The following is an 18350-nucleotide window of genomic DNA, read 5'->3' on the forward strand; positions in this document are numbered from 1 at the left end:
GAGGCATCGTCCGGAGACGGCGCTGCGCGCCTCCTCACCATGAGGGTCGGAAGCGAGGCCACCTCACCCACGGACCTCATCTTGAGGAGGCCGCTGCAGGCGGGCGTCTCGAAGGATGGCCGCACGCAAGCGCTCGCTCCTAACGTGAAGGATGAACTCATGCCACCGCGTCCTTCGGCCGCTCGGCCTCCATCACCGAGAGGAAGCGCGCGGTCAGCGGATGGCGCGGGTTGGTCAGCACCTCGTGTGCGGGGCCTTCCTCGAGGATGACGCCGCCATTGAGGAAGGCGACGCGGTCGGCGACCTCGTCGGCGAAGCGGATCTGGTGCGTCGAGATGATCATCGTGAGGCCGTCGTCGATGGCGAGACGGCGGATCACCTCCAGCACCTCGTTGACCAGCTCCGGATCGAGCGCGGAGGTCGGCTCGTCCAGCAGCAGCACGCTCGGATTCGGCGCCAGCGCGCGGGCGATCGCGACGCGCTGCTGCTGGCCGCCGGAGAGATGCCGCGGCAGCGCATCGGCGCGATGCGACAGGCCGACACGGTCGAGCAGCTCAAGGGCGCGACGCTCCGCTTCGAAGCGGCCGAGCCCATGCACCCAGCGCAAGGGACCGGCGATATTCTCCTTGGCCGTGAGATGCGCGAACAGATTGAACTGCTGGAACACCATGCCGACGCCGACATTGGCGCGCTCGTTGGCGATGGCGCGCGGCGTCAGCTTGCGTCCCCGGTCGTCGAAACCGAGCTTGCGGCCGCCGACGCGGATGTTGCCGGCGTCCCAGTTCTCCAGATGATTGATGCAGCGGAGCAGGGTGCTCTTGCCGGAGCCGGACGGCCCGAGCAGCGCGATCACCTCGCCGATGCGCACCGTGAGATCGAGGCCGTCCAGCACCTTGTTGCCGTCATAGGCCTTGCGCAGATCCGTGACCTCGACGGCGACGTTGTTGCGGGCGATCGTTGCGGCACGCCGGGCCCGGTCTTCGATCGACAAGGCGAGCGGCGGCGTCTCCTTCAGCTCGGCGGGCTCGGGCGGCGCGGCCTCGATGGCCGGGGCTGTCTTCTCCGCGAGCTCCAGCTTCGTCGCGACGTCGGCGCGGCGCCGAGGTAACAATAGCGCAAGGTAGTCCGCCAGCTTGCGCTGCTTCGCCGTGCGGTCGAGATCGAGCAGCCATTCGAGCGCAAGCTGGATGACGCTGATCGCGCCGGTCAGCACGAGATAGATGAGACCCGAGGCGAAGAAGATCGAGAAGAAGTCGAAGGTGGAGGACGCGAGCTGCGTCGAGCGCAGGGTAAGCTCCTGCACGGCGATGACGGAGGCGAGCGAGGAGTTCTTCAGCGCGCTCACCGCCTCGTTGCCGAACGCGGGAATCATGGTGCGGATCGCCTGCGGCGCGATGATCCGGCGCATCAGGACGCCGGGTGTCATGCCCAGCGCCTGGCCGGCCAGGAGCTGGCCGCGATCGACGCCGAGCACGCCGGAGCGCAGCATCTCGGCGATGAACGGCGCCTCGTTGCAGGCGAGCGCGAGGCCCGCCGCCAGCACCGCCGGCAACTTGATGCCGATATGCGGCAGCGCGTCGTAGGCGAACACCATCTGCAGGATCAGCGGCGTGCCGCGGAAGATCACGGTGTAGCCGCGCGCGATCGCCGCCAGCGGCCAGAACCGGCTGAGCTGCATCGCCGCGAGCACGAGGCCGAGAATGAGACCGCCGACCAGGCCGAGCGCGGTGACCTGCAGGGTCAGCTCGATGCCCTGCAGCAGATACGGCATGCTGAGATAATGCAGGAAGAGGGACATGAGGGGGGCGGCCTGGCTACGTAGGGTGGGCAAAGGCGCAAAGCACCGTGCCCACCGCGGTGGTTCGAGAGAAGGAAGAAAGGAAGAAAGAAGGTGGGCACGCTGCGCTTTGCCCACCCTACGAAGTCTGCGTGCGTTGTTGCGCGGTATCGGAACTCAGATGGTCAGCAGTCGCGAAGCTCAGCGTTTGATCGAAATTCAGCAGCCGCTTGCTGCTTGAAGCTGTCGCTGTGAGGCAAGGTGTCACAGCTGCGGTGCTGCGCTCCCTCCCCCCTTGTGGGGGAGGGTTGGGGAGGGGGGTACCCAGGAAAGACTGTCCCGTGCCCGTGTCGACCCCCACCCCCGACCCCTCCCCGCAAGGGGGAGGGGAGCGCACCGTCTCCGCGGCAGCAGCTTCGCTTTCGAAGCCGCGCCTGTTAGTCCGCCGTCAGGATGTCCGGCTCCTTGAAATTGGCCGGGTCGAGCTGCCACTTCTTCAGGAGCTCCTGGTGGATGCCTTCCTTCTGCACCTCGATCAGGGCGGCGAGCACGGCATCGCGGAATTTCGGCTTGTCCTTGGGCACGGCGATGCCGACCGAATAGGGGATGGTGACGGCGATCGCCTTCTCCAGCTTGTCCGGATAGGCCTTCACCGCCTGGTCGACCGTGTTCACGTCGTTGACATAGGTGTCGGCGCGGCCGGCGAGGATGGCCTGGATGCAGTTGGCGTTGTTGTCATAGAGCTGGATCGTCGGCTCGGGCTTGCCGGCTTCCTTGCATTTCGGCGCGAGGTCCTGGATCAGCGGCACCTCGACATAGCCGGTGTTCTCGGCCGCGGCCGCGCCGCACATCGACATGTTGATGCCGTTGATGCCCTTCGGATTGCCCTTGGCGACCAGCACGCCGTCGAACACCTTGGAGTAGGTGATGAAGTCGGCGGCCTTCGCGCGCTCCTTGGTGGCGTAGATGTCGGAGATGACGATGTCGGCCTGGCCGCTCGCCAGCGTCGTCAGAAGCGCTGCGAAGGTCACCGGCTTGTAGGTCAGCTTGAAGCCGAGGCAGTCGCCGATGGCCTCGCCCAGGTCGATGTCGAAGCCGACATATTTGCTCGGATCCTTCGGGTCGATCGACTCGTAGCCCGGCGTGTGCGGGTTGATGGCATTGACCAGCGTCTTGCCCTTCCAGTCCGGATATTTCTCCTTCAGCGCCGCGCAGCCCGCGGGCGTCGCCGCCTGAGCGTCGATCGGCGCGAGAAGTCCCGCCGCGATGATGGCGCCGAGCGCGGCAAGCCACGCGCGCCGCGCTCCAGTGAATAGCCTCGTCTGCATGGTGCCAGCTCCTTCGAACGATGATGTCGCGCTGGTCCGGCGGTGCATCGGTGCCGTCGCCCCGGTCCAAGCTCGGGGCGAAGCTTAGGTGCGCGCCCGCGCGGCTGACTTGTCCGTGGACGCACAAAATATTGGATCGTGCCGGTGCAAGAATTGAGCACGCATTGCCCAAAACCGCGCCGCTGCGACGGACCGTCGCGCGCGCGGCGAGGCTGCCAGCTCTGTCCTCGAAAATTCCGAAAGTCAAAAGTCCGCCGTGCCGGCGACGGGGCAGAGACGCGGGACGCTAGCGCCAAGATGGCGCTGCCGCCACGTCACCCGTCATGATCGGCATCGTCTCGCCCATGCGTATGTGCATTGCGATAACCCGCGTCACGGGCTTGGCGGCGGCGGAGCCGCCAACTACGATGCCGCCGCACAACGTGCTCCTTTGTTTGTTGAGGTGTCTGCAATGCTGTTCCGTTTTACGGAACAAACATCACTCGGCCAATTCGCAGTGCGGACACTGATCGTCGTCGCCTACGCCATCATCTTCGCGCCCGTGATCATGATCGTGGTGACCAGCTTCTTCGCGCAGGAGATCGTGAGCTTTCCGCCGCCGGCGCTATCGCTGAAATGGTATGCGAACGCGCTGAGCAAGCCGGAATTCCTGCGCGGCCTCATCACCAGCTTCCAGGTCGCGCTGCTTGCGACCGCGATCGGCGTGCCCTTGGGCACTGCGGCGGCGCTCGCCATCGTGCGCGGCGAGTTCCGCGGCCGGCAGGCGCTGAGCTCGTTCCTGCTGGCGCCGCTCGCGGTGCCCGGCGTGGTCGCCGGCTCCGGTCTCTACATGCTCTACGTGCTGGCGGAGGATCTGCTCGACCGCGACATCAAGGCGACCACCGAAGGCCTCGTCGCCGCGCATACGCTGCTCGCGATTCCCTGGACCGTGCGGCTGGTCGTCGCCAGCCTGCAGGGGCTCGACCGCGCCGCCGAGGAGGCCGCGGCCAATCTCGGCGCCAGCCCGTTCATGGTGTTCCACCGCATCACCCTGCCGATGATGCGCTCCGGCATCGTCGCCGCTGCGATGTTCTCCTTCATCCAGAGTTTCGAGAATCTCGATCTGTCGATGCTGCTGGTCGGGCCCGGACGGATCACGCTTCCCGTTGCCATGCTGAACTATCTCGAATTCCGCATCGACCCGACGCTCGCCGCCGTCGCCACCGTGCAGATCGCGCTGGTCGGGCTGCTGATGGTGGTGACCGACCGCTTCGTCAAGCTGTCGCGGGTGGTCTGATGGCGCAGCTCACCCTGGAGAAGCTGACCAAGCGCTTCGGCACGTCGATCGGTGTCGAGGGACTCGATCTCGCCGTCAATGAGGGCGAACTGGTCGCGCTGCTCGGCCCGTCCGGCTGCGGCAAGACGACGACCTTGCGCATGGTCGCCGGCTTCCTGCCGCCGACCAGTGGCCGCGTGCTGTTCGACCGCGAGGACGTTACACATCTGCCGGCCTACAAGCGTGCGACCGGCATGGTGTTCCAGTCCTATGCGCTGTTTCCGCATATGAGCGCGGCCGACAATGTCGGCTTCGGCCTGGAGATGCGCGGCCTCGGTGCGGCCGAACGCAAAGCGAAGATCGCCGAGGCGCTGAAGCTGGTGCGGCTGTCGCATCTCGCCGACCGGCTGCCGCGGCAATTGTCCGGCGGCCAGCAGCAGCGTGTGGCACTGGCGCGTGCGCTGGTGATCAATCCACGCATCTTCCTGCTCGACGAGCCCCTGTCGAATCTCGATGCCAAGCTGCGCGCCGAGGTGCGGCTCGAGATCCGCGCATTGCAGCAGCGGCTCGGCTTGACGACGCTGATGGTGACGCATGACCGCGAGGAGGCGCTGACGATGGCCGACCGCCTCGTGGTGATGGAGGGCGGCCGCGTGCGCCAGATCGGCACGCCGCAGGAGCTCTACGACTCGCCGAAGGATGCGTTCGTGGCGGACTTCGTCGGCCGCTGCAACATCGTGGCGGGCCGGCGCGCGAACGAGCGCCAGTTCCGCACCAGCGGCGGCCTGCTGCTGCCGGTCGATGTCAGCAGCGGCGAGCGCGACGATGCCGACGCCTTCGCGCTGCGTCCGGAACGGATTGTCATCGCGCCCGGCGAGGCCGGCGACGTGCGCGGCCGCCTGCAGGCGATCACCTATATGGGCGCGCAGACCGAATATGTGGTGGCGCTCGGTGACGAGACGCTGGTCGCGATCAGCCCGACGCCCGACGCCGGCGAGCCGCTGGCGGCGCTCAGGCCCGATGATCCGGTATCGCTGCAATGGGACCGCAAGGTCCCGCGTCTCGTGCCTCAGACATCTTCGTAACGCATCCCACCCACACCGAGAGGTTCTCCCATGATTTCGCGACGTCATTTTCTCTCCGCCAGCGCCGGCGTCGCCGCGCTCGCCTCCGGCATGCCGACCGCCCGCGCCGAGGGCGGGCAGGTCGTGGTCGGCACCTGGGGCGGCGACTACGGCCAGCTGCTATCCGACATCATCGACAAGCCGATCTTGACGCCGAAGGGTTTTGAGATCGTGCAGGACGTCGCCAATGCCGATCCGCGCAAGACCAAGCTGCTCGCCGAGCGGCAGAGCCGGCGCGGCTCGATGGACGTCTCCTGCCTGTCCGACAACGACGCCTACATCGTCTCGCAGTCCGACGTGTTCGAGAAGATCGATGCGGCCCAGGTGAAGCGGCTCGACAAGGTGTTCCCGGAGCTGAGAAGCGAGATCGCGATCCCGCACATCTATTCGGCGCAGGTCATCCTCTACAACACCAACCAGGTGAAGACGCCGCCGCAATCCTTCGCCGACCTCTGGGATCCGAAATGGCGCGGCAAGATCGGCCTCGCCGACATCCTCTATCCCAACAACACGCTGGCGGCGGCGCTCGCCGGCGGCGGCGGCGTCAGCAATCTCGATCCGGCCGAGAAGAAGCTGATGGAATGGCGCTCGCTCGACGTGAAGATCTATCCGTCGAATGAGGCGCTGGCGGCGGCGCTGAAGTCGGAGGAGGTCTGGCTGACGACGATGTGGCTTGCCCGCGGCTTCATGTGGAAGAAGTCCGGCATTCCGCTCGCCCATGTCGTGCCGAAAGAGGGCACGCCGGCCATCGTGTTCCAGGCCTCGGTGCCGAAGAACGCCAAGAACAAGGCCGGCGGCTTCGCCTATCTCGACGCGATGCTCGACGCCAAGGCGCAGGGCGGCTTCGCGGACAAGATGGGCTACGTCCCGACCGTCACCGACGCGCCTTTGCCGGAGGATCTCGCGAAGCAGGTCAGCCTCACCGAGGCCGAGCGCGCGCGGCTGCTGAAGCCGGACTATGCCTATGCCGCCGGGCGCTCGCAGCGCACGCTCGACTTCTGGAACAAGGAGTTCAAGGCCTAGGCCTTGAATGATGCGCTCCTGCGGCCTTGCCGCAGGAGCCGCGGTTGAATAGCCGACACTTTCGCAATCGGAGCTCGCGCGATGGCGCTGCTGGTCGTTCCCGCCTGTCTGCTGGTCCTGGCGCTGCTGGTCGGGCCGATGATCCTGATGTTCCGAATCTCGCTCAATCAATTCAGCCCGACCCAGCTGATGGTGCAGGCGCTGTCGCCGGACAACTACCTCAAGGCCGCGACCGATCCGTACTACCAGCAGATCATCCTGGCCACGCTGGGCATCGCGCTGCTGTGCACCCTGCTGACGCTGGTCCTGGCGTTTCCGGCGGCCTATTGGCTCGGCCGCATGGAGAGCCGCTGGAAGAGCCTGGTCGTGATCGCGACGCTGTTCCCGCTGCTGGTCGGCAATGTCGTGCGTTCGGCCGGCTGGATGGCGCTGTTCGCGCGCGACGGGCTCGTCAATACGACGCTGCTCAAGCTCGGTCTCATCTCGGCGCCGCTCGAGATCATGTACACGACCAAGGCGGTGATCATCGGCATCATCGCGGTGGTGCTGCCCTACATGATCCTGACGCTGTCGGCGGTGATCGAGAGCATTCCGCGCGATCTCGAATATGCCGCCGCCAATCTCGGCGCCTCCGGCCCGCGGGTGTTCTGGCGGGTCATCCTGCCGCTGTCCGGTCCCGGCGTCGCCGCCGGCTCGATTCTGGTGTTCGTTTTGTGCATGAACACCTATGCAACGGCGGCGCTTCTCGGCGGCCCGCGATTCAAGATGATGGCGCCTGCGGTGTACGACCAGTTCGTGCGCGGCAACAACTGGCCGATGGGCGCCGCGCTCGCCTTCATGCTGCTCGCGGTGACCATGGCCTTCACCGTGTTCGGCAGCGTGGCGTTCGCGCGGCGGTACAGGACGGGGTAGGCGTGGAATGTGTGGCGCGAGAACTTCATCGCGCGCGCGGTGTAACCTCGCCCCGCTTGCGGGGAGAGGTCGGATGGCATCGTCAGATGCCATCCGGGTGAGGGGGTACAGGTCTCACCACAAACACCACCCGTGCGTCTGCCCCTCACCCCAACCCTCTCCCCGTAAGAACGGGGAGAGGGAGCGCACTGTGCGCTTGGTTTACTAATTGGATCAAAGGAATTGTCGCTATGACCGACCAAGCCACGACACTGCCCGGCGATGAGCTCGCCTTCATCAGGAACAAGGGCGCCGCGCCGATCGTGCCGAAGGCAACGAGCCGCGATCGCGGCATCGGGCCGTTCAAGCGGCTGGCGCTGCGCAGCGCCACGGTGATCGACGGCACCGGCGCGCCGCCGATCGGGCCGGTCGACATCATCGTCGAGAACGGCCGGATCGTCAGCATCAAGAAGGTCGTGGGCTACGGCTATGCCGGCAACGCCGGCGAGCCGGCCGATCACGAGATCGACTGCCGCGGCAAATGGGTGACGCCGGGCTTCGTCGACTGCCACGCCCATGCCGGCGTCGCCTATCATTCCGCCAACGGCTGGGTGCCGCCGGTCGACTACGTCTACAAGCTCTGGCTGGCGCACGGTGTCACCACGGTGCGCGAGATGGGCTCGATGAACGGCCTGTCCTGGATGCTCGACCAGAAGCAGCGCGCGGAGAACAACGGCATCGCCTCGCCGCGGCTGCTGGCCTATGCGTACTTTCCGGCCGTCAACGACATGGTCAAGACGATCTATACGCCGGAGCAGGGGCGGAGCTGGCTGCGTGCCGTCAAGGAGCGCGGCGCCGACGGCATCAAGTTCTTCGGCGCGCCGCCCGCGATCATGGAAGCCGCGCTCGACGAGTGCAAAAAGATCGGCCTTCGCACCGGCTGCCACCACGCCCAGATGGCGGTGTCGCGCATGAACGCGCTGACCACGGCCAAATGGGGCCTCACCAGCGCCGAGCACTACTACGGCCTGCCGGAGGCGCTGTTCGAGGATCGCGTCATCCAGAACTTCCCGCTCGACTACAACTACACCGACGAATATTTCCGCTTCTCTGTCTCGGGCCAGATGTTCCGGCAGGGCGCCGAGCCCGGCTCGGCCAAGTGGAACGAGGTGCTGGAGCAGTTCCTGGAGATCGGCTTCACCTTCGTGCCGACGTTCACGATCTACGACGCCAACCGCGACCTGATGCGGGCGCGCCAAGCGTATTGGCACAAGGAGTATACCTGGAAGTCGATGTGGGACTACTTCACTCCGCAGCGCGGCGGCCACGGCTCGTACTGGTATCGCTGGTCGACCCAGAACGAGATCGAGTGGAAGGAGAACTACCGGCTCTGGATGGCGTTCATCAACGAGTACAAGAACCGCGGCGGCCGCGTCTGCACCGGCTCGGATTCCGGCTTCATCTACCAGATCTTCGGCTTCGGCTATGTCCGCGAGCTGGAGCTGCTGCAGGAGGCGGGCTTCCATCCGCTGGAGGTGATCCGCTCGGCGACCTCGCAGGGCGCCGCGCTGTGCGGCCTCGAGGACGAGATCGGCACCATCGACATCGGCATGCGCGCCGACATGCTGGTGCACGACCACAATCCGCTGACCGACTTCAAGCTGCTCTACGGCACCGGTGCGATGCGCTTCAACGATGCGACCAACGCGGTCGAGTGGCATCGCGGCCTCAAATTCACGATCAAGGACGGCATTATCTACGACACCGAAGAGTTGCTCGCCGACGTCCGCGATCTGGTGAAGGCGAGCTGGGAAAGCGACGTGCCGGAGAAGTACGCCACCAAGGACGCCGCGGCGCCATGAGCGCCTCTAGCATCGACTTCTTCGTCCTGACCGGCTTCCTCGGCTCCGGCAAGACGTCGCTGCTGCGCGACGTGCTCACCGCGGAGACGGCGTCGGATACGGCCGTGATCGTCAACGAGGCCGGCGAGGTCGGGCTCGACGGCGTGCTGCTGCGCGAGAGCGGCGACGACGTGCCGATGGCGATGCTGTCGAACGGCTGCGTGTGCTGTCAGGTCGGCAGCGATCTCGCCTTCACCATCGATCGCCTGATCATGGCGCCGCGGCCGGATGGGCTGCCGCCGTTGCGGCGGATCATCCTGGAGACCTCGGGCCTGTCAATGCCCGGCCCGGTGCTGCGCCAGCTCGCGACGCTCGCCGAGCACCGTATGCGCGTCGCCGTCGTCGCGACCTACGATCTCACACGTGGGCTCGGCGTCGCGACATTCGAGGAAGCTGCCGCGCAATGGGCGGCGGCGCATCGCATCGTCGCGACCAAGGCCGATCTCGCGCTTGACGCGCTTGTCGGAGCGCAGGTTGCGATCGCGCAGCTCAATCCCGTGGCCGAGGCGATTGCCAGCGCAAATCGCGTGGCCATCGTGACGGCCGCATTCGCGCCGCTGGCAACATCGCTGCCGCTGCGCGAGGTCGCGCCCGATCTGTCCGCCGCGCATCCGCGTCTCGCGCTCTGCCTCGTCCGCCCGCCGGCTGAGATTGCCTATGCCGACCTCGCCGGCTGGCTCGACAATGTCGCGGGCCGGCTCGGCGAGCGGCTGCTGCGCATCAAGGGCCTCGTGAAGGTTCACGAGGCGCAGCGGCCGCTGCTGGTGGAAAGCGTCGGGACGGTGTTCTCGCCGCCGCGGCAATTGACGGCCGAGAAACCGCCGGCACCGTTCATCGTCGTGATCGCGCGCGACATCGTCCGAGTTGAGCTCGAACAGGTCGAGCCAATAGGCATGTTCAGCTTCTCTTGGCGCGAGCCGGAGAGCAATGCCGCGCCGCGCGGCATCCGCGCGGAGTGGGTGACTTAGGCAGCTGCATCAGTGGCGTGGCGCCAGACACTTGGCTGTCATTCCGGGGCAATCGTTCACACGCAGGCGCGTGTGGACGATCGAACCCGGAATCCCGAGATTACCGAACGACGCAAGACAGCATCGGGATTCCGGGTTCAAGGCCTGCGGCCTTGCCCCGGAATGACGGTGGTTGTGATTGAGGAAGATCAGTTCCCCGCAATCGTACTCAGACTCCGCGACGGATAGCGCAAGGCGACATCGAACGGGTTGAGCTTGCCGGCCAGCGCGCTCGCCTCGCCTTGCAGGATCTTCACGACATGCGGCAGCCGGTCGGCGTTCAGCCGTTCCGCCAGCGTGCCGACACTGAGCGCCGCGACGGCGCGGCCCTGCGCGTCGAGCACGGGCACGCCGACGCCGGCCATGCCGGGAATGAGACCGGTGCTGGTGTTGACCCATCCTTGGGCGCGGGCCTGTGCCAGCGCGCTGCGCAGCGAGGCCTCGTCCAGGAAACCGCGATCGAGCAGGCGCGGGATGTTGAAGCGGATCACCGCCTCCTGCTCGTCCTCGGGCAGGTTGGCGAGAATCGCGAGGCTGCCCTGGCCCAGCCCGAGCGGCACCTTGCCGCCGATGTCGCCGGTGAAGGAGCGGATCGGAAACGGTCCTTCGACGCGGTCGAGGCAGACCGCGTCGAAGCCGTTGCGCACCAGCAGGAAGATCGTGTCGCTCAAGGTTGCCGACAGCCGCAGCAGCGCCGGCCGCGCCGCCTCGCGTAGGCCGCTGGCCTGGCCCGCGCGTGCGGCGAGCACGTAGAAGTCGAGCGCCAGGCGATAGCGCTTGCCGGCCGCCTGCTCGGCGAAACCTTCGGCGGCGAGATCCTGCAGCATGCGATGCGCGGTCGGCTGGCTGCAGCCCGCGGCCTCGGCGACGTCCTTCAGCCGCAACCCGTCGGGGTCGCCCTGGCTGAGGATGCGCAGCAGCTTCAGGGCCCGGCGAAGGCTGGAGGACGAATCGCTGTCGGCTGTCGTCATCTGTAGTGATGAATGTTGGAGGCAAATCTGTCGTATAGATTTCATATATTAGAATTCTAGATAGATAAATTCAGGATATCGGAATTCATGATTGACCGTCTGCATGGCCCGCCGGCATGAAAGAGCCCCAGGGCGGCAATCCCTGCTGATGGCGAAGGGAGCTTCCCGCGCGAGGACGCATGGGTTTCCTGACGCTGGACGGTCTCACCAGGCGCTACGGCGATGTCGCTGCGGTCAGCGATGTCAGCCTCAGCGTCGCCAAGGGCGAGTTCATCTCGCTGCTCGGCCCCTCCGGCTGCGGCAAGACCACGACGCTCCAGATGATCGCCGGCCTGGTCGAGCCGACCTCGGGCCGGATCACGCTCGACGGTCGCGACATCACCAATGAGAAGCCCGACCGCCGCGGCCTCGGCATCGTGTTCCAGAGCTACGCGCTGTTTCCGCACATGACGGTGGCGCAGAACGTCTCTTTCGGATTGGAGATGCGCAAGGTCGCCAGGGCCGAGCGCGACGTGCGCGTGAGCCAGGTGCTGGCGCTGGTGCAGCTCGCATCGCTCGCCGACCGCTATCCGCGCCAGCTCTCCGGCGGCCAGCGTCAGCGCGTCGCGGTGGCGCGCGCGCTCGTCATCGATCCGCCGGTGCTGCTGCTCGACGAGCCCTTGTCGAACCTCGACGCCAAGCTGCGCGAGGAGATGCAGTTCGAGCTGCGCGGCATCCAGCAGCGCGTGGGCACCACCACGATCATGGTGACCCATGACCAGGGCGAGGCGCTGTCGATGAGCGATCGCGTCGTGGTGATGGAGCAGGGCCGCATCATGCAGGTCGATGCGCCCTATCGATTGTACGAACATCCCGCGACACCCTTCATCTCCTCGTTCGTCGGCAAGATGAACCGGCTGTCCGGCATCTGGCGCAACGGCGGCGTCGAGATCGGCGGGCGCGTGCTGCCGTGCGAGGCCGCAGGCCTCGCGGACGGCGCAGCCGCCGTGCTGGCGATCCGGCCGGAGAAGATCAATCTCACCGCGCCTGGCGCCGGCGTGCTCGATGGCCGCATCCAGGCGCGCTTCTTCCTTGGCAGCGCCTGGTTCTTCACCGCGGAGACGCTCGCCGGAGTGATCGGCGTCTCCCTGCCCAATGCGGGCGAGGAGCCGGCGCGCGAGGGCGATCAGGTCGGCCTCGCCTGGAGCAGCGCCGGTGCGCGCGCGTCGAAGCCGGACGGAGCGCCACCGGCATGAGCACGCGCGCCCATGCGACACCATGGCTGCTGGCGGCGCCGGGCGCGCTGCTGTTCACCGCGTTGGTGGTCGTGCCGCTCGCGCTCACACTGGCGCTGTCGTTCCACGTCTATGACGCCGCGACCGGCATCAAGGACGAGACCACGCTGGCGCACTACGCGGCGATCCTCTCCGACAGCTACTTCCTCAATATCTTCTGGCGCACGCTGCGGCTCGCCGCGCTCACGACCTTGATCTGCGCAATGATCGGCGCGCCCGAGGCCTACATCCTGGCGCGCATGCGCGAGCCCTGGCGCTCGGTGTTCCTGCTCGCAATCATCGGCCCGCTGCTGGTCTCGGTCGTGGTGCGCGCCTTCGGCTGGAGCATGCTGCTCGGCCCCACCGGCCTGGTGAACGAGGCGTTCCGCGCGCTCGGGCTCGGCACCGTCAGGATCCTCTATACCGAGACGGCGATCGTCATCGCGCTGGTGCATGTGATGCTGCCGTTCATGGTCATCCCGGTTTGGACCTCGCTGCAGAAGCTCGATCCGATGGTCGAGGCCGCGGCCTGGACGCTGGGTGCCTCGCGCTTCACGGCGCTGCGCCGCGTGGTGCTGCCGCAGGTGACGATGGGGTTGCTGTCCGGCAGCCTGGTCGTGTTCGGCCTCTCCGCGTCGGCCTTCGCCATCCCCGCGCTGCTCGGCGGCCGCCGGCTGAAGATGGCGGCCACGCTGGTCTATGACGAATACATGCACGAGCTGAACTGGCCGCTCGGCGCGGCCATCGCGATCCTGGTGCTGGTCATCAACCTCGTCATCATGCTGGCCTATCAGCAAATCGTCGAGGCGCGCGCCAGGCGGACGTTGGGATGAGCGGCATGCGCCACAATGGTCCGATCGCCCTGGTCTTTCATGCGCTCGTCGTCGGCTTCGTGCTGGCGCCGCTGATCGTGATTGGCCTCGTCGCGTTCACGCCGGCCAACACCTTGACCTTGCCGACGACGCAGGTCTCGCTGCGCTGGTTCGCGGCCGTGTTCGCGCATCCGGATTTCGTCGCCTCCTTCCTGAACAGCCTGTGGGTGGCGGCGACAGCCGCGACGATCGCGGTCGTGCTCGCGGTCGCCGCCGGCCTCGCGCTCGATCGCTACGACTTCCGCGGCCGCGCGGCGCTCAACGCGCTGTTCCTGTCGCCCTTGATGATCCCGCATCTCGTGCTCGGCGTCGCGCTGCTCCGGCTGTTCGCGCTGCTCGGCGCCACCGGCAGCCTGGTCTGGCTGACGGCCGGCCACATCGTCGTGGTCACGCCCTACGTGCTTCGGCTGGTGCTGGCGGCGCTGTCGGGGCTCGACCGCAGCGCCGAGCAGGCGGCGGTCACGCTCGGCGCCACCGGCTGGATCGTGTTCCGCAGGATTACCGTGCCGATGATCCTGCCCGGCATCACCGGCGGCTGGCTGCTCGCCTTCATCAACTCCTTCGACGAGCTCACGATGTCGATCTTCATCACCTCGCCCGCCACGGTCACCCTGCCGGTGCGCATGTACATGTATGCGACCGAATCGATCGATCCGATGATGGCCGCGGTGTCGGCGCTGATGATCGCGGTGACGGCGGCGGCGATGCTGCTGCTCGACCGCATCTTCGGCCTCGACAAGGTCCTTGTAGGCCAAGGCTGACACCATGCCACTGCTGCATCGCCTCGTCCGCAACGACAGCGCCGTCATCTCCTTCACGATCGATGGCGCCCCCTGCGACGGCCGCGCCGGCGACACCGTGCTGACGGCCGTGCTCTGCAACGTCGAACGGCTGCGCCACAGCGAGTTTTCCGCCGCGCCACGGGCCGGCTTCTGCCAGATGGGCGCCTGTCAGGATTGCTGGGTGCAGCTCGCGAGCGGCGAGCGGTTGCGCGCCTGCACGACGGAACTCGCCGCGGGCATGCACATCGTCACGCAGCGGGGACGCAGCCATGGCTGAGCGCGCGCCGCCCCTGATCGTCGGCGCCGGCCCGGCCGGCATCCGCGCCGCGATGACATTGGTCGCGGCCGGTCTGCGGCCGGTCGTGGTCGATGAGGGCCACGCCTGCGGCGGCCAGATCTATCGCCAGCCGCGCGCGCCTGACGGCCGTGATGCCACCGCGCGCTACGGCTCGGAGGCGGCGAAGGCCGTGCGGCTGCATCGCGATTTCGCAGCGCTCGGCCCTGCGATCGACTATCAGCCGAATGCGCTGCTGTGGAATCTGCGCGACGGCGCGGCCGACATTCTCCGCGACGGCTCAAGCCATCGCATCAATCATGATGGACTGATCCTCGCGACCGGCGCCGCCGATCGCGTGCTGCCGATCCCCGGCTGGACCTTGCCCGGCGTGTTCACGCTCGGCGGCGCGCAGATCGCGCTGAAGGCGCAGGGCTGCGCGATCGGCCGGCGCGTGGTGTTCGCCGGCTCCGGCCCGCTGCTCTATCTGGTGGCGTGGCAGTACATGAAGGCCGGTGTCGACGTCGCCGCCGTGCTCGACGTGGCGCCGTTGTCGGCGAAGCTCAATCTGCTGCGCGCGCTGCCGCTGGCCCCCGGCATCGTGCTGCGTGGGGTGCGCATGGCCGCGGAATTGACGCTGCGCGGCACGCGCGTGCGGTTCGGCGTGTCCCGAGTGCGGATCGAGGGCGAGGGCAGGGTGGCCCGCATCGCCTATCACGCCCGCGGGCGGCAGCACGCGATCGCTTGCGACGGCGTCGGCTACGGCCTCAATCTGCGCTCGGAAGCCCAGGCGGCCGATCTCGCCGGCTGCGCCTTCCGCTTCGATGCACGCGACCGCGCGCATCTGCCGGTGCGCGACGCCAGTGGCCGCAGCAGCGTCGCGGGCGTGTACCTTGCCGGCGACGGCGCCCGCATCGCCGGCGCCGATGCCGCCGAAGCCGCCGGCGAGCGCGCCGCGCTGGCCTTGCTGGAGGATCGCGGCCTGCCGCACGATGCCGCGCGGGCTGCCGCGCTCGAGCGCAGGCTTGCGAACATCGATCGCCTGCGCGATGGGCTCGAAGCCGCGTTTCCCTACCCGTCGCATTGGGCGGGCGAGATCGCGGATGACACGCTGCTGTGCCGCTGCGAGGAGATCGATGCCGGCGAGGCACGGCGCGCGGTCAGCGATTTCTCGCTGACCGAGATCAATCGCCTGAAAGCCGTGACGCGCATCGGCATGGGCCGCTGCCAGGGCCGCATGTGCGGCGCGGCCGCGGCCGAGCTGTTGGCGGCGCAGACGCGCCGCGACATCGACGCTGTCGGCCGGCTGCGCGCGCAGGCGCCGATCAAGCCGATCCCGCTGGCGGCCGGCCTGTCCGTCGACGAGAGGCAGCATGACCCGGCGCATTGACAGCGATGTCGCGATCATCGGCGGCGGGCTGGTCGGCAGCTCCGCCGCGCTCGCCTTGCGCGGCATGGGCCTCTCCGTCACGCTGCTCGACAAGGGTTTTTGTGGCGCGCAGGCGAGCGGTGTGAACTACGGCGGCGTGCGCCGGCAGGGACGCCCGTCCGAGCAACTGCCGCTGTCGCAGCGATCACACGCGATCTGGCCGCGGCTCGAGGCGCTGATCGGCATCGACGGCGAGTTCGTGCGCTCCGGCCATCTCAAGCTCGCGCGGAGCGCTGAGGACATGGCGAGCCTGGAACGCTACGCCGCCGATATCGCCCCGTTCGGACTCGGCCTCGAGCTGGTCGGTCATAACCAGCTACGCGAGCGCTTCGGCATCAGCGGCGACGTCGTCGGCGGCTCGTTCTGTCCCGGCGACGGCCACGCCAATCCGCGGCTGGTCGCCACCGCCTTCGCCGCAGCGGCGCGTCGCGCCGGTGCCGAGGTGCTGGAGACCACGGAGGTCACGGGCGCCACCCGGACGTTCGAGGGGTTTGCGCTGGAAGCCGGCGACGTCGCCATCAAGGCGCGCACCGTCGTCAACAGCGCCGGCGCATGGGCCGACGGCTTTGCCGCCGCATTCGGCGAGCCGGTGCCGCTGGAGCGCACCTATCCCTCGATGATCGTGACCGAGCCGCTCGATCCGTTTCTCGGCGTCAACATCGGCATCGAGGGCGGCGGCATCTACGCGCGGCAGGTTGCCCGCGGCAACGTGGTCGTCGGCGGCGAGCGCGCTGCGCCGCTCGCCGACCCCGATTTTTCGCGTCCCCGCAGCGACGGCGTGCTCGCCATCATGCAGCGGGCGAGCGGGCTGTTCGGTCCACTGCGCCACGCCCAGGCGATCCGGTTCTGGAGCGGCACCGAGGCGACGATGCCCGACCGCAATCCGGTGATCGGGCCGAGCGCGACGACGCCGGGCCTGATCCACGCCTTCGGCTTCTCCGGCGCCGGTTTCCAGATCGCGCCGGGTGTCGGCGAGGTCCTGGCCGAGCTGGTGCGCGACGGCGAGACCTCGACGCCGATCGGCGCCTTCGCGATCACACGTTTCCCACCCGCATCGCAGCCGGGCGATGCATCTCAAGCAGCAATGACGACAGGATCGAAGGAGACCTCGCCATGATTGATGCTCGTGCCGCGCTCGGCCCAGCCCTCGCGCTGATGCTCGCCACATCAGCCGCGTATGCTGAAACCAAGACGCTCTATGTCGGCATGAACGGCGGCAATTTCGAGCGCACCTATACGCAGGCCGTGTTTCCGGACTTCGAGAAGGCGAATGACGTCAAGATCGTCGTCGTGCCCGGCACCTCCTCGGAGATTCTCGCCAAGGCGATTGCGGCCAAGGACAAGCCGCAGATGCATGTGATGTTTCTCGACGACGGCGTGATGATCCGCGCCGCCGGTCTCGGCCTGTGCGAGAAGCTGAGGCCGAGCGAAGGTCTGGCGCAGCTCGAGCCGTTCGCACGGCTCAAGGACGACATCGCCGCCGGCATCGACATCGGCATGACGGGCTTAGCCTACAACAAGAAGCTGTTCGACGAGAAGGGCTGGGCGGCGCCGAGCTCGTGGCTCGACCTCGCCGATCCGAAATTCAAGGACAAGGTCGTGTTCCAGTCGGCCTCGGTCTCGACCTTCGGCCTGCACGCCTTCCTGATGTTCAACCGCATCAACGGCGGCAGCGAGGCCAATGTCGAGCCGGGCTTCAAGGCGTTCGCCGATTCGATCGGCAAGAACGTGCTCGAATACATTCCGAACTCGGCCAAGATCTCCGAGATGGTGCAGACCGGCGAAGCGGCTATCTTCCCGCTGACGCCGACGGCGGTATCGACCTTGAAGGAGAAGGGCATCGCGGTCGAGTATGCGCAGCCGAAGGAGGGCTCGGTCGTGCTGATGGTCGCCGAATGCGTCATCGCCAACAACTCCGAAGCCGAGCTGGCACAGAAGCTGGCGGCTTATTTGTTGTCACCGGAGGCGCAATCCAAGGCGCTGGCGGCCGGCAACATCGTGCCGTCCAACACGACCGCGAAGGCGACCACCCCGGTGGCCGAGCAGAAGCTCGCCACGTTTCATACCTACATGAAGAGCGCGATCACGCTCGACTGGGACGTCATCAACGCCAAGCGCCCCGAATGGAATGCGCGATGGAACAGGATGATCGAGCGGTAAGCCGCGTTGAAGCGTAGTAGTAACGCTTGGCACGCGGTGCTCGTGAATGTGCCCTCTCCCCTTGTGGGAGAGGGCATTTTGGACGGTGCTCCAATCACGGTTGGGTGAGGGGTATTTGTCCACGAGCATCGTTCGTTGAGAGAACCCCTCACCCAAACGCGCATGCGGATAGGCCGCCGATGCCCTCTCCCACAAGGGGAGAGGGCACTTCATTGGGCAGCGTAGCCCTGACTGATCTGATCGGGCCGTAGGGTGGGCACGGCGCGATCGCTAGCCAGCAACAAACGCGGCGCTGGGACGCGC

At 67.2% G+C, this 18350-nt stretch carries 16 protein-coding genes; 13 read left to right on the forward strand and 3 right to left on the reverse strand.

Features of this window, described 5'->3' with window-relative positions:
• Nucleotides 1-157 precede the first annotated feature (157 nt).
• Nucleotides 158-1798 carry an amino acid ABC transporter permease/ATP-binding protein gene (locus tag ACQR1D_RS20020; RefSeq protein WP_434839387.1) on the reverse strand — a complete coding sequence of 547 codons (1641 nt, stop codon included), beginning with the start codon at nucleotides 1796-1798 and terminating at the stop codon, nucleotides 158-160.
• A gap of 416 nt (nucleotides 1799-2214) precedes the next feature.
• The gene (locus ACQR1D_RS20025; protein WP_315801986.1) at nucleotides 2215-3105 is read right to left on the reverse strand and encodes an ABC transporter substrate-binding protein; all 891 of its coding nucleotides are present in this window, start codon (nucleotides 3103-3105) and stop codon (nucleotides 2215-2217) included.
• 451 nt (nucleotides 3106-3556) lie between these two features.
• Here ACQR1D_RS20025 and ACQR1D_RS20030 point away from each other — a divergent pair, with 451 nt between their 5' ends.
• The 6 genes from ACQR1D_RS20030 to ACQR1D_RS20055 all read left to right on the forward strand — a co-directional run bounded on the left by ACQR1D_RS20030 (nucleotide 3557) and on the right by ACQR1D_RS20055 (nucleotide 10267).
• Nucleotides 3557-4381 (forward strand): ABC transporter permease, encoded by an 825-nt coding sequence (locus ACQR1D_RS20030; RefSeq protein ID WP_434839386.1) that lies wholly within the window; start codon nucleotides 3557-3559, stop codon nucleotides 4379-4381.
• Nucleotides 4381-5445, forward strand: a complete 1065-nt coding sequence (locus ACQR1D_RS20035) for an ABC transporter ATP-binding protein (protein ID WP_434839385.1) — start codon at nucleotides 4381-4383, stop codon at nucleotides 5443-5445. The genes ACQR1D_RS20030 and ACQR1D_RS20035 overlap by 1 nt, the downstream gene beginning before the upstream one ends.
• A 30-nt stretch (nucleotides 5446-5475) precedes the next feature.
• Nucleotides 5476-6507 carry an ABC transporter substrate-binding protein gene (locus tag ACQR1D_RS20040; RefSeq protein ID WP_434839384.1) on the forward strand — a complete coding sequence of 344 codons (1032 nt, stop codon included), beginning with the start codon at nucleotides 5476-5478 and terminating at the stop codon, nucleotides 6505-6507.
• An 81-nt stretch (nucleotides 6508-6588) separates the two neighbouring features.
• A complete protein-coding gene (locus ACQR1D_RS20045) occupies nucleotides 6589-7419 on the forward strand; it encodes an ABC transporter permease (protein WP_434839383.1) in 831 nt (276 codons plus the stop codon).
• A 230-nt stretch (nucleotides 7420-7649) separates the two neighbouring features.
• Complete coding sequence (locus tag ACQR1D_RS20050; RefSeq protein ID WP_434839382.1) at nucleotides 7650-9260, forward strand: amidohydrolase family protein; 1611 nt, start codon at nucleotides 7650-7652, stop codon at nucleotides 9258-9260.
• Complete coding sequence (locus ACQR1D_RS20055) at nucleotides 9257-10267, forward strand: CobW family GTP-binding protein (RefSeq protein WP_434839381.1); 1011 nt, start codon at nucleotides 9257-9259, stop codon at nucleotides 10265-10267. The genes ACQR1D_RS20050 and ACQR1D_RS20055 overlap by 4 nt, the downstream gene beginning before the upstream one ends.
• 188 nt (nucleotides 10268-10455) lie before the next feature.
• Here the strand turns inward: ACQR1D_RS20055 and ACQR1D_RS20060 are convergent, their stop codons facing one another.
• On the reverse strand, nucleotides 10456-11277 hold the full coding sequence (locus ACQR1D_RS20060) for an IclR family transcriptional regulator (protein WP_434839380.1): 822 nt from the start codon (nucleotides 11275-11277) through the stop codon (nucleotides 10456-10458).
• 179 nt (nucleotides 11278-11456) lie between these two features.
• Here ACQR1D_RS20060 and ACQR1D_RS20065 point away from each other — a divergent pair, with 179 nt between their 5' ends.
• From ACQR1D_RS20065 to ACQR1D_RS20095, 7 genes are read left to right on the forward strand one after another with little or no spacing between them, the layout of a single operon-like run.
• On the forward strand, nucleotides 11457-12512 hold the full coding sequence (locus ACQR1D_RS20065) for an ABC transporter ATP-binding protein (RefSeq protein WP_434839379.1): 1056 nt from the start codon (nucleotides 11457-11459) through the stop codon (nucleotides 12510-12512).
• Nucleotides 12509-13363 carry an ABC transporter permease gene (locus ACQR1D_RS20070; RefSeq protein ID WP_434839378.1) on the forward strand — a complete coding sequence of 285 codons (855 nt, stop codon included), beginning with the start codon at nucleotides 12509-12511 and terminating at the stop codon, nucleotides 13361-13363. Before ACQR1D_RS20065 ends, ACQR1D_RS20070 begins: the two co-directional genes overlap by 4 nt.
• Nucleotides 13360-14163 (forward strand): ABC transporter permease, encoded by an 804-nt coding sequence (locus ACQR1D_RS20075; RefSeq protein WP_434839377.1) that lies wholly within the window; start codon nucleotides 13360-13362, stop codon nucleotides 14161-14163. Before ACQR1D_RS20070 ends, ACQR1D_RS20075 begins: the two co-directional genes overlap by 4 nt.
• 4 nt (nucleotides 14164-14167) lie before the next feature.
• Nucleotides 14168-14461, forward strand: coding sequence for a (2Fe-2S)-binding protein (locus tag ACQR1D_RS20080; protein ID WP_315801997.1), 294 nt, complete (start codon nucleotides 14168-14170; stop codon nucleotides 14459-14461).
• Entirely contained in the window at nucleotides 14454-15848 is a 1395-nt protein-coding gene (locus tag ACQR1D_RS20085) for an FAD-dependent oxidoreductase (RefSeq protein WP_434839376.1), read from the forward strand. The genes ACQR1D_RS20080 and ACQR1D_RS20085 overlap by 8 nt, the downstream gene beginning before the upstream one ends.
• Entirely contained in the window at nucleotides 15832-17004 is a 1173-nt protein-coding gene (locus ACQR1D_RS20090) for an NAD(P)/FAD-dependent oxidoreductase (RefSeq protein WP_434839375.1), read from the forward strand. The genes ACQR1D_RS20085 and ACQR1D_RS20090 overlap by 17 nt, the downstream gene beginning before the upstream one ends.
• Entirely contained in the window at nucleotides 17001-18047 is a 1047-nt protein-coding gene (locus ACQR1D_RS20095) for an ABC transporter substrate-binding protein (protein WP_434839374.1), read from the forward strand. Before ACQR1D_RS20090 ends, ACQR1D_RS20095 begins: the two co-directional genes overlap by 4 nt.
• Nucleotides 18048-18350 lie beyond the last annotated feature (303 nt).

Source organism: Bradyrhizobium sp. HKCCYLRH2047 (assembly GCF_051168175.1).
Classification (GTDB): Bacteria; Pseudomonadota; Alphaproteobacteria; order Rhizobiales; family Xanthobacteraceae; genus Bradyrhizobium.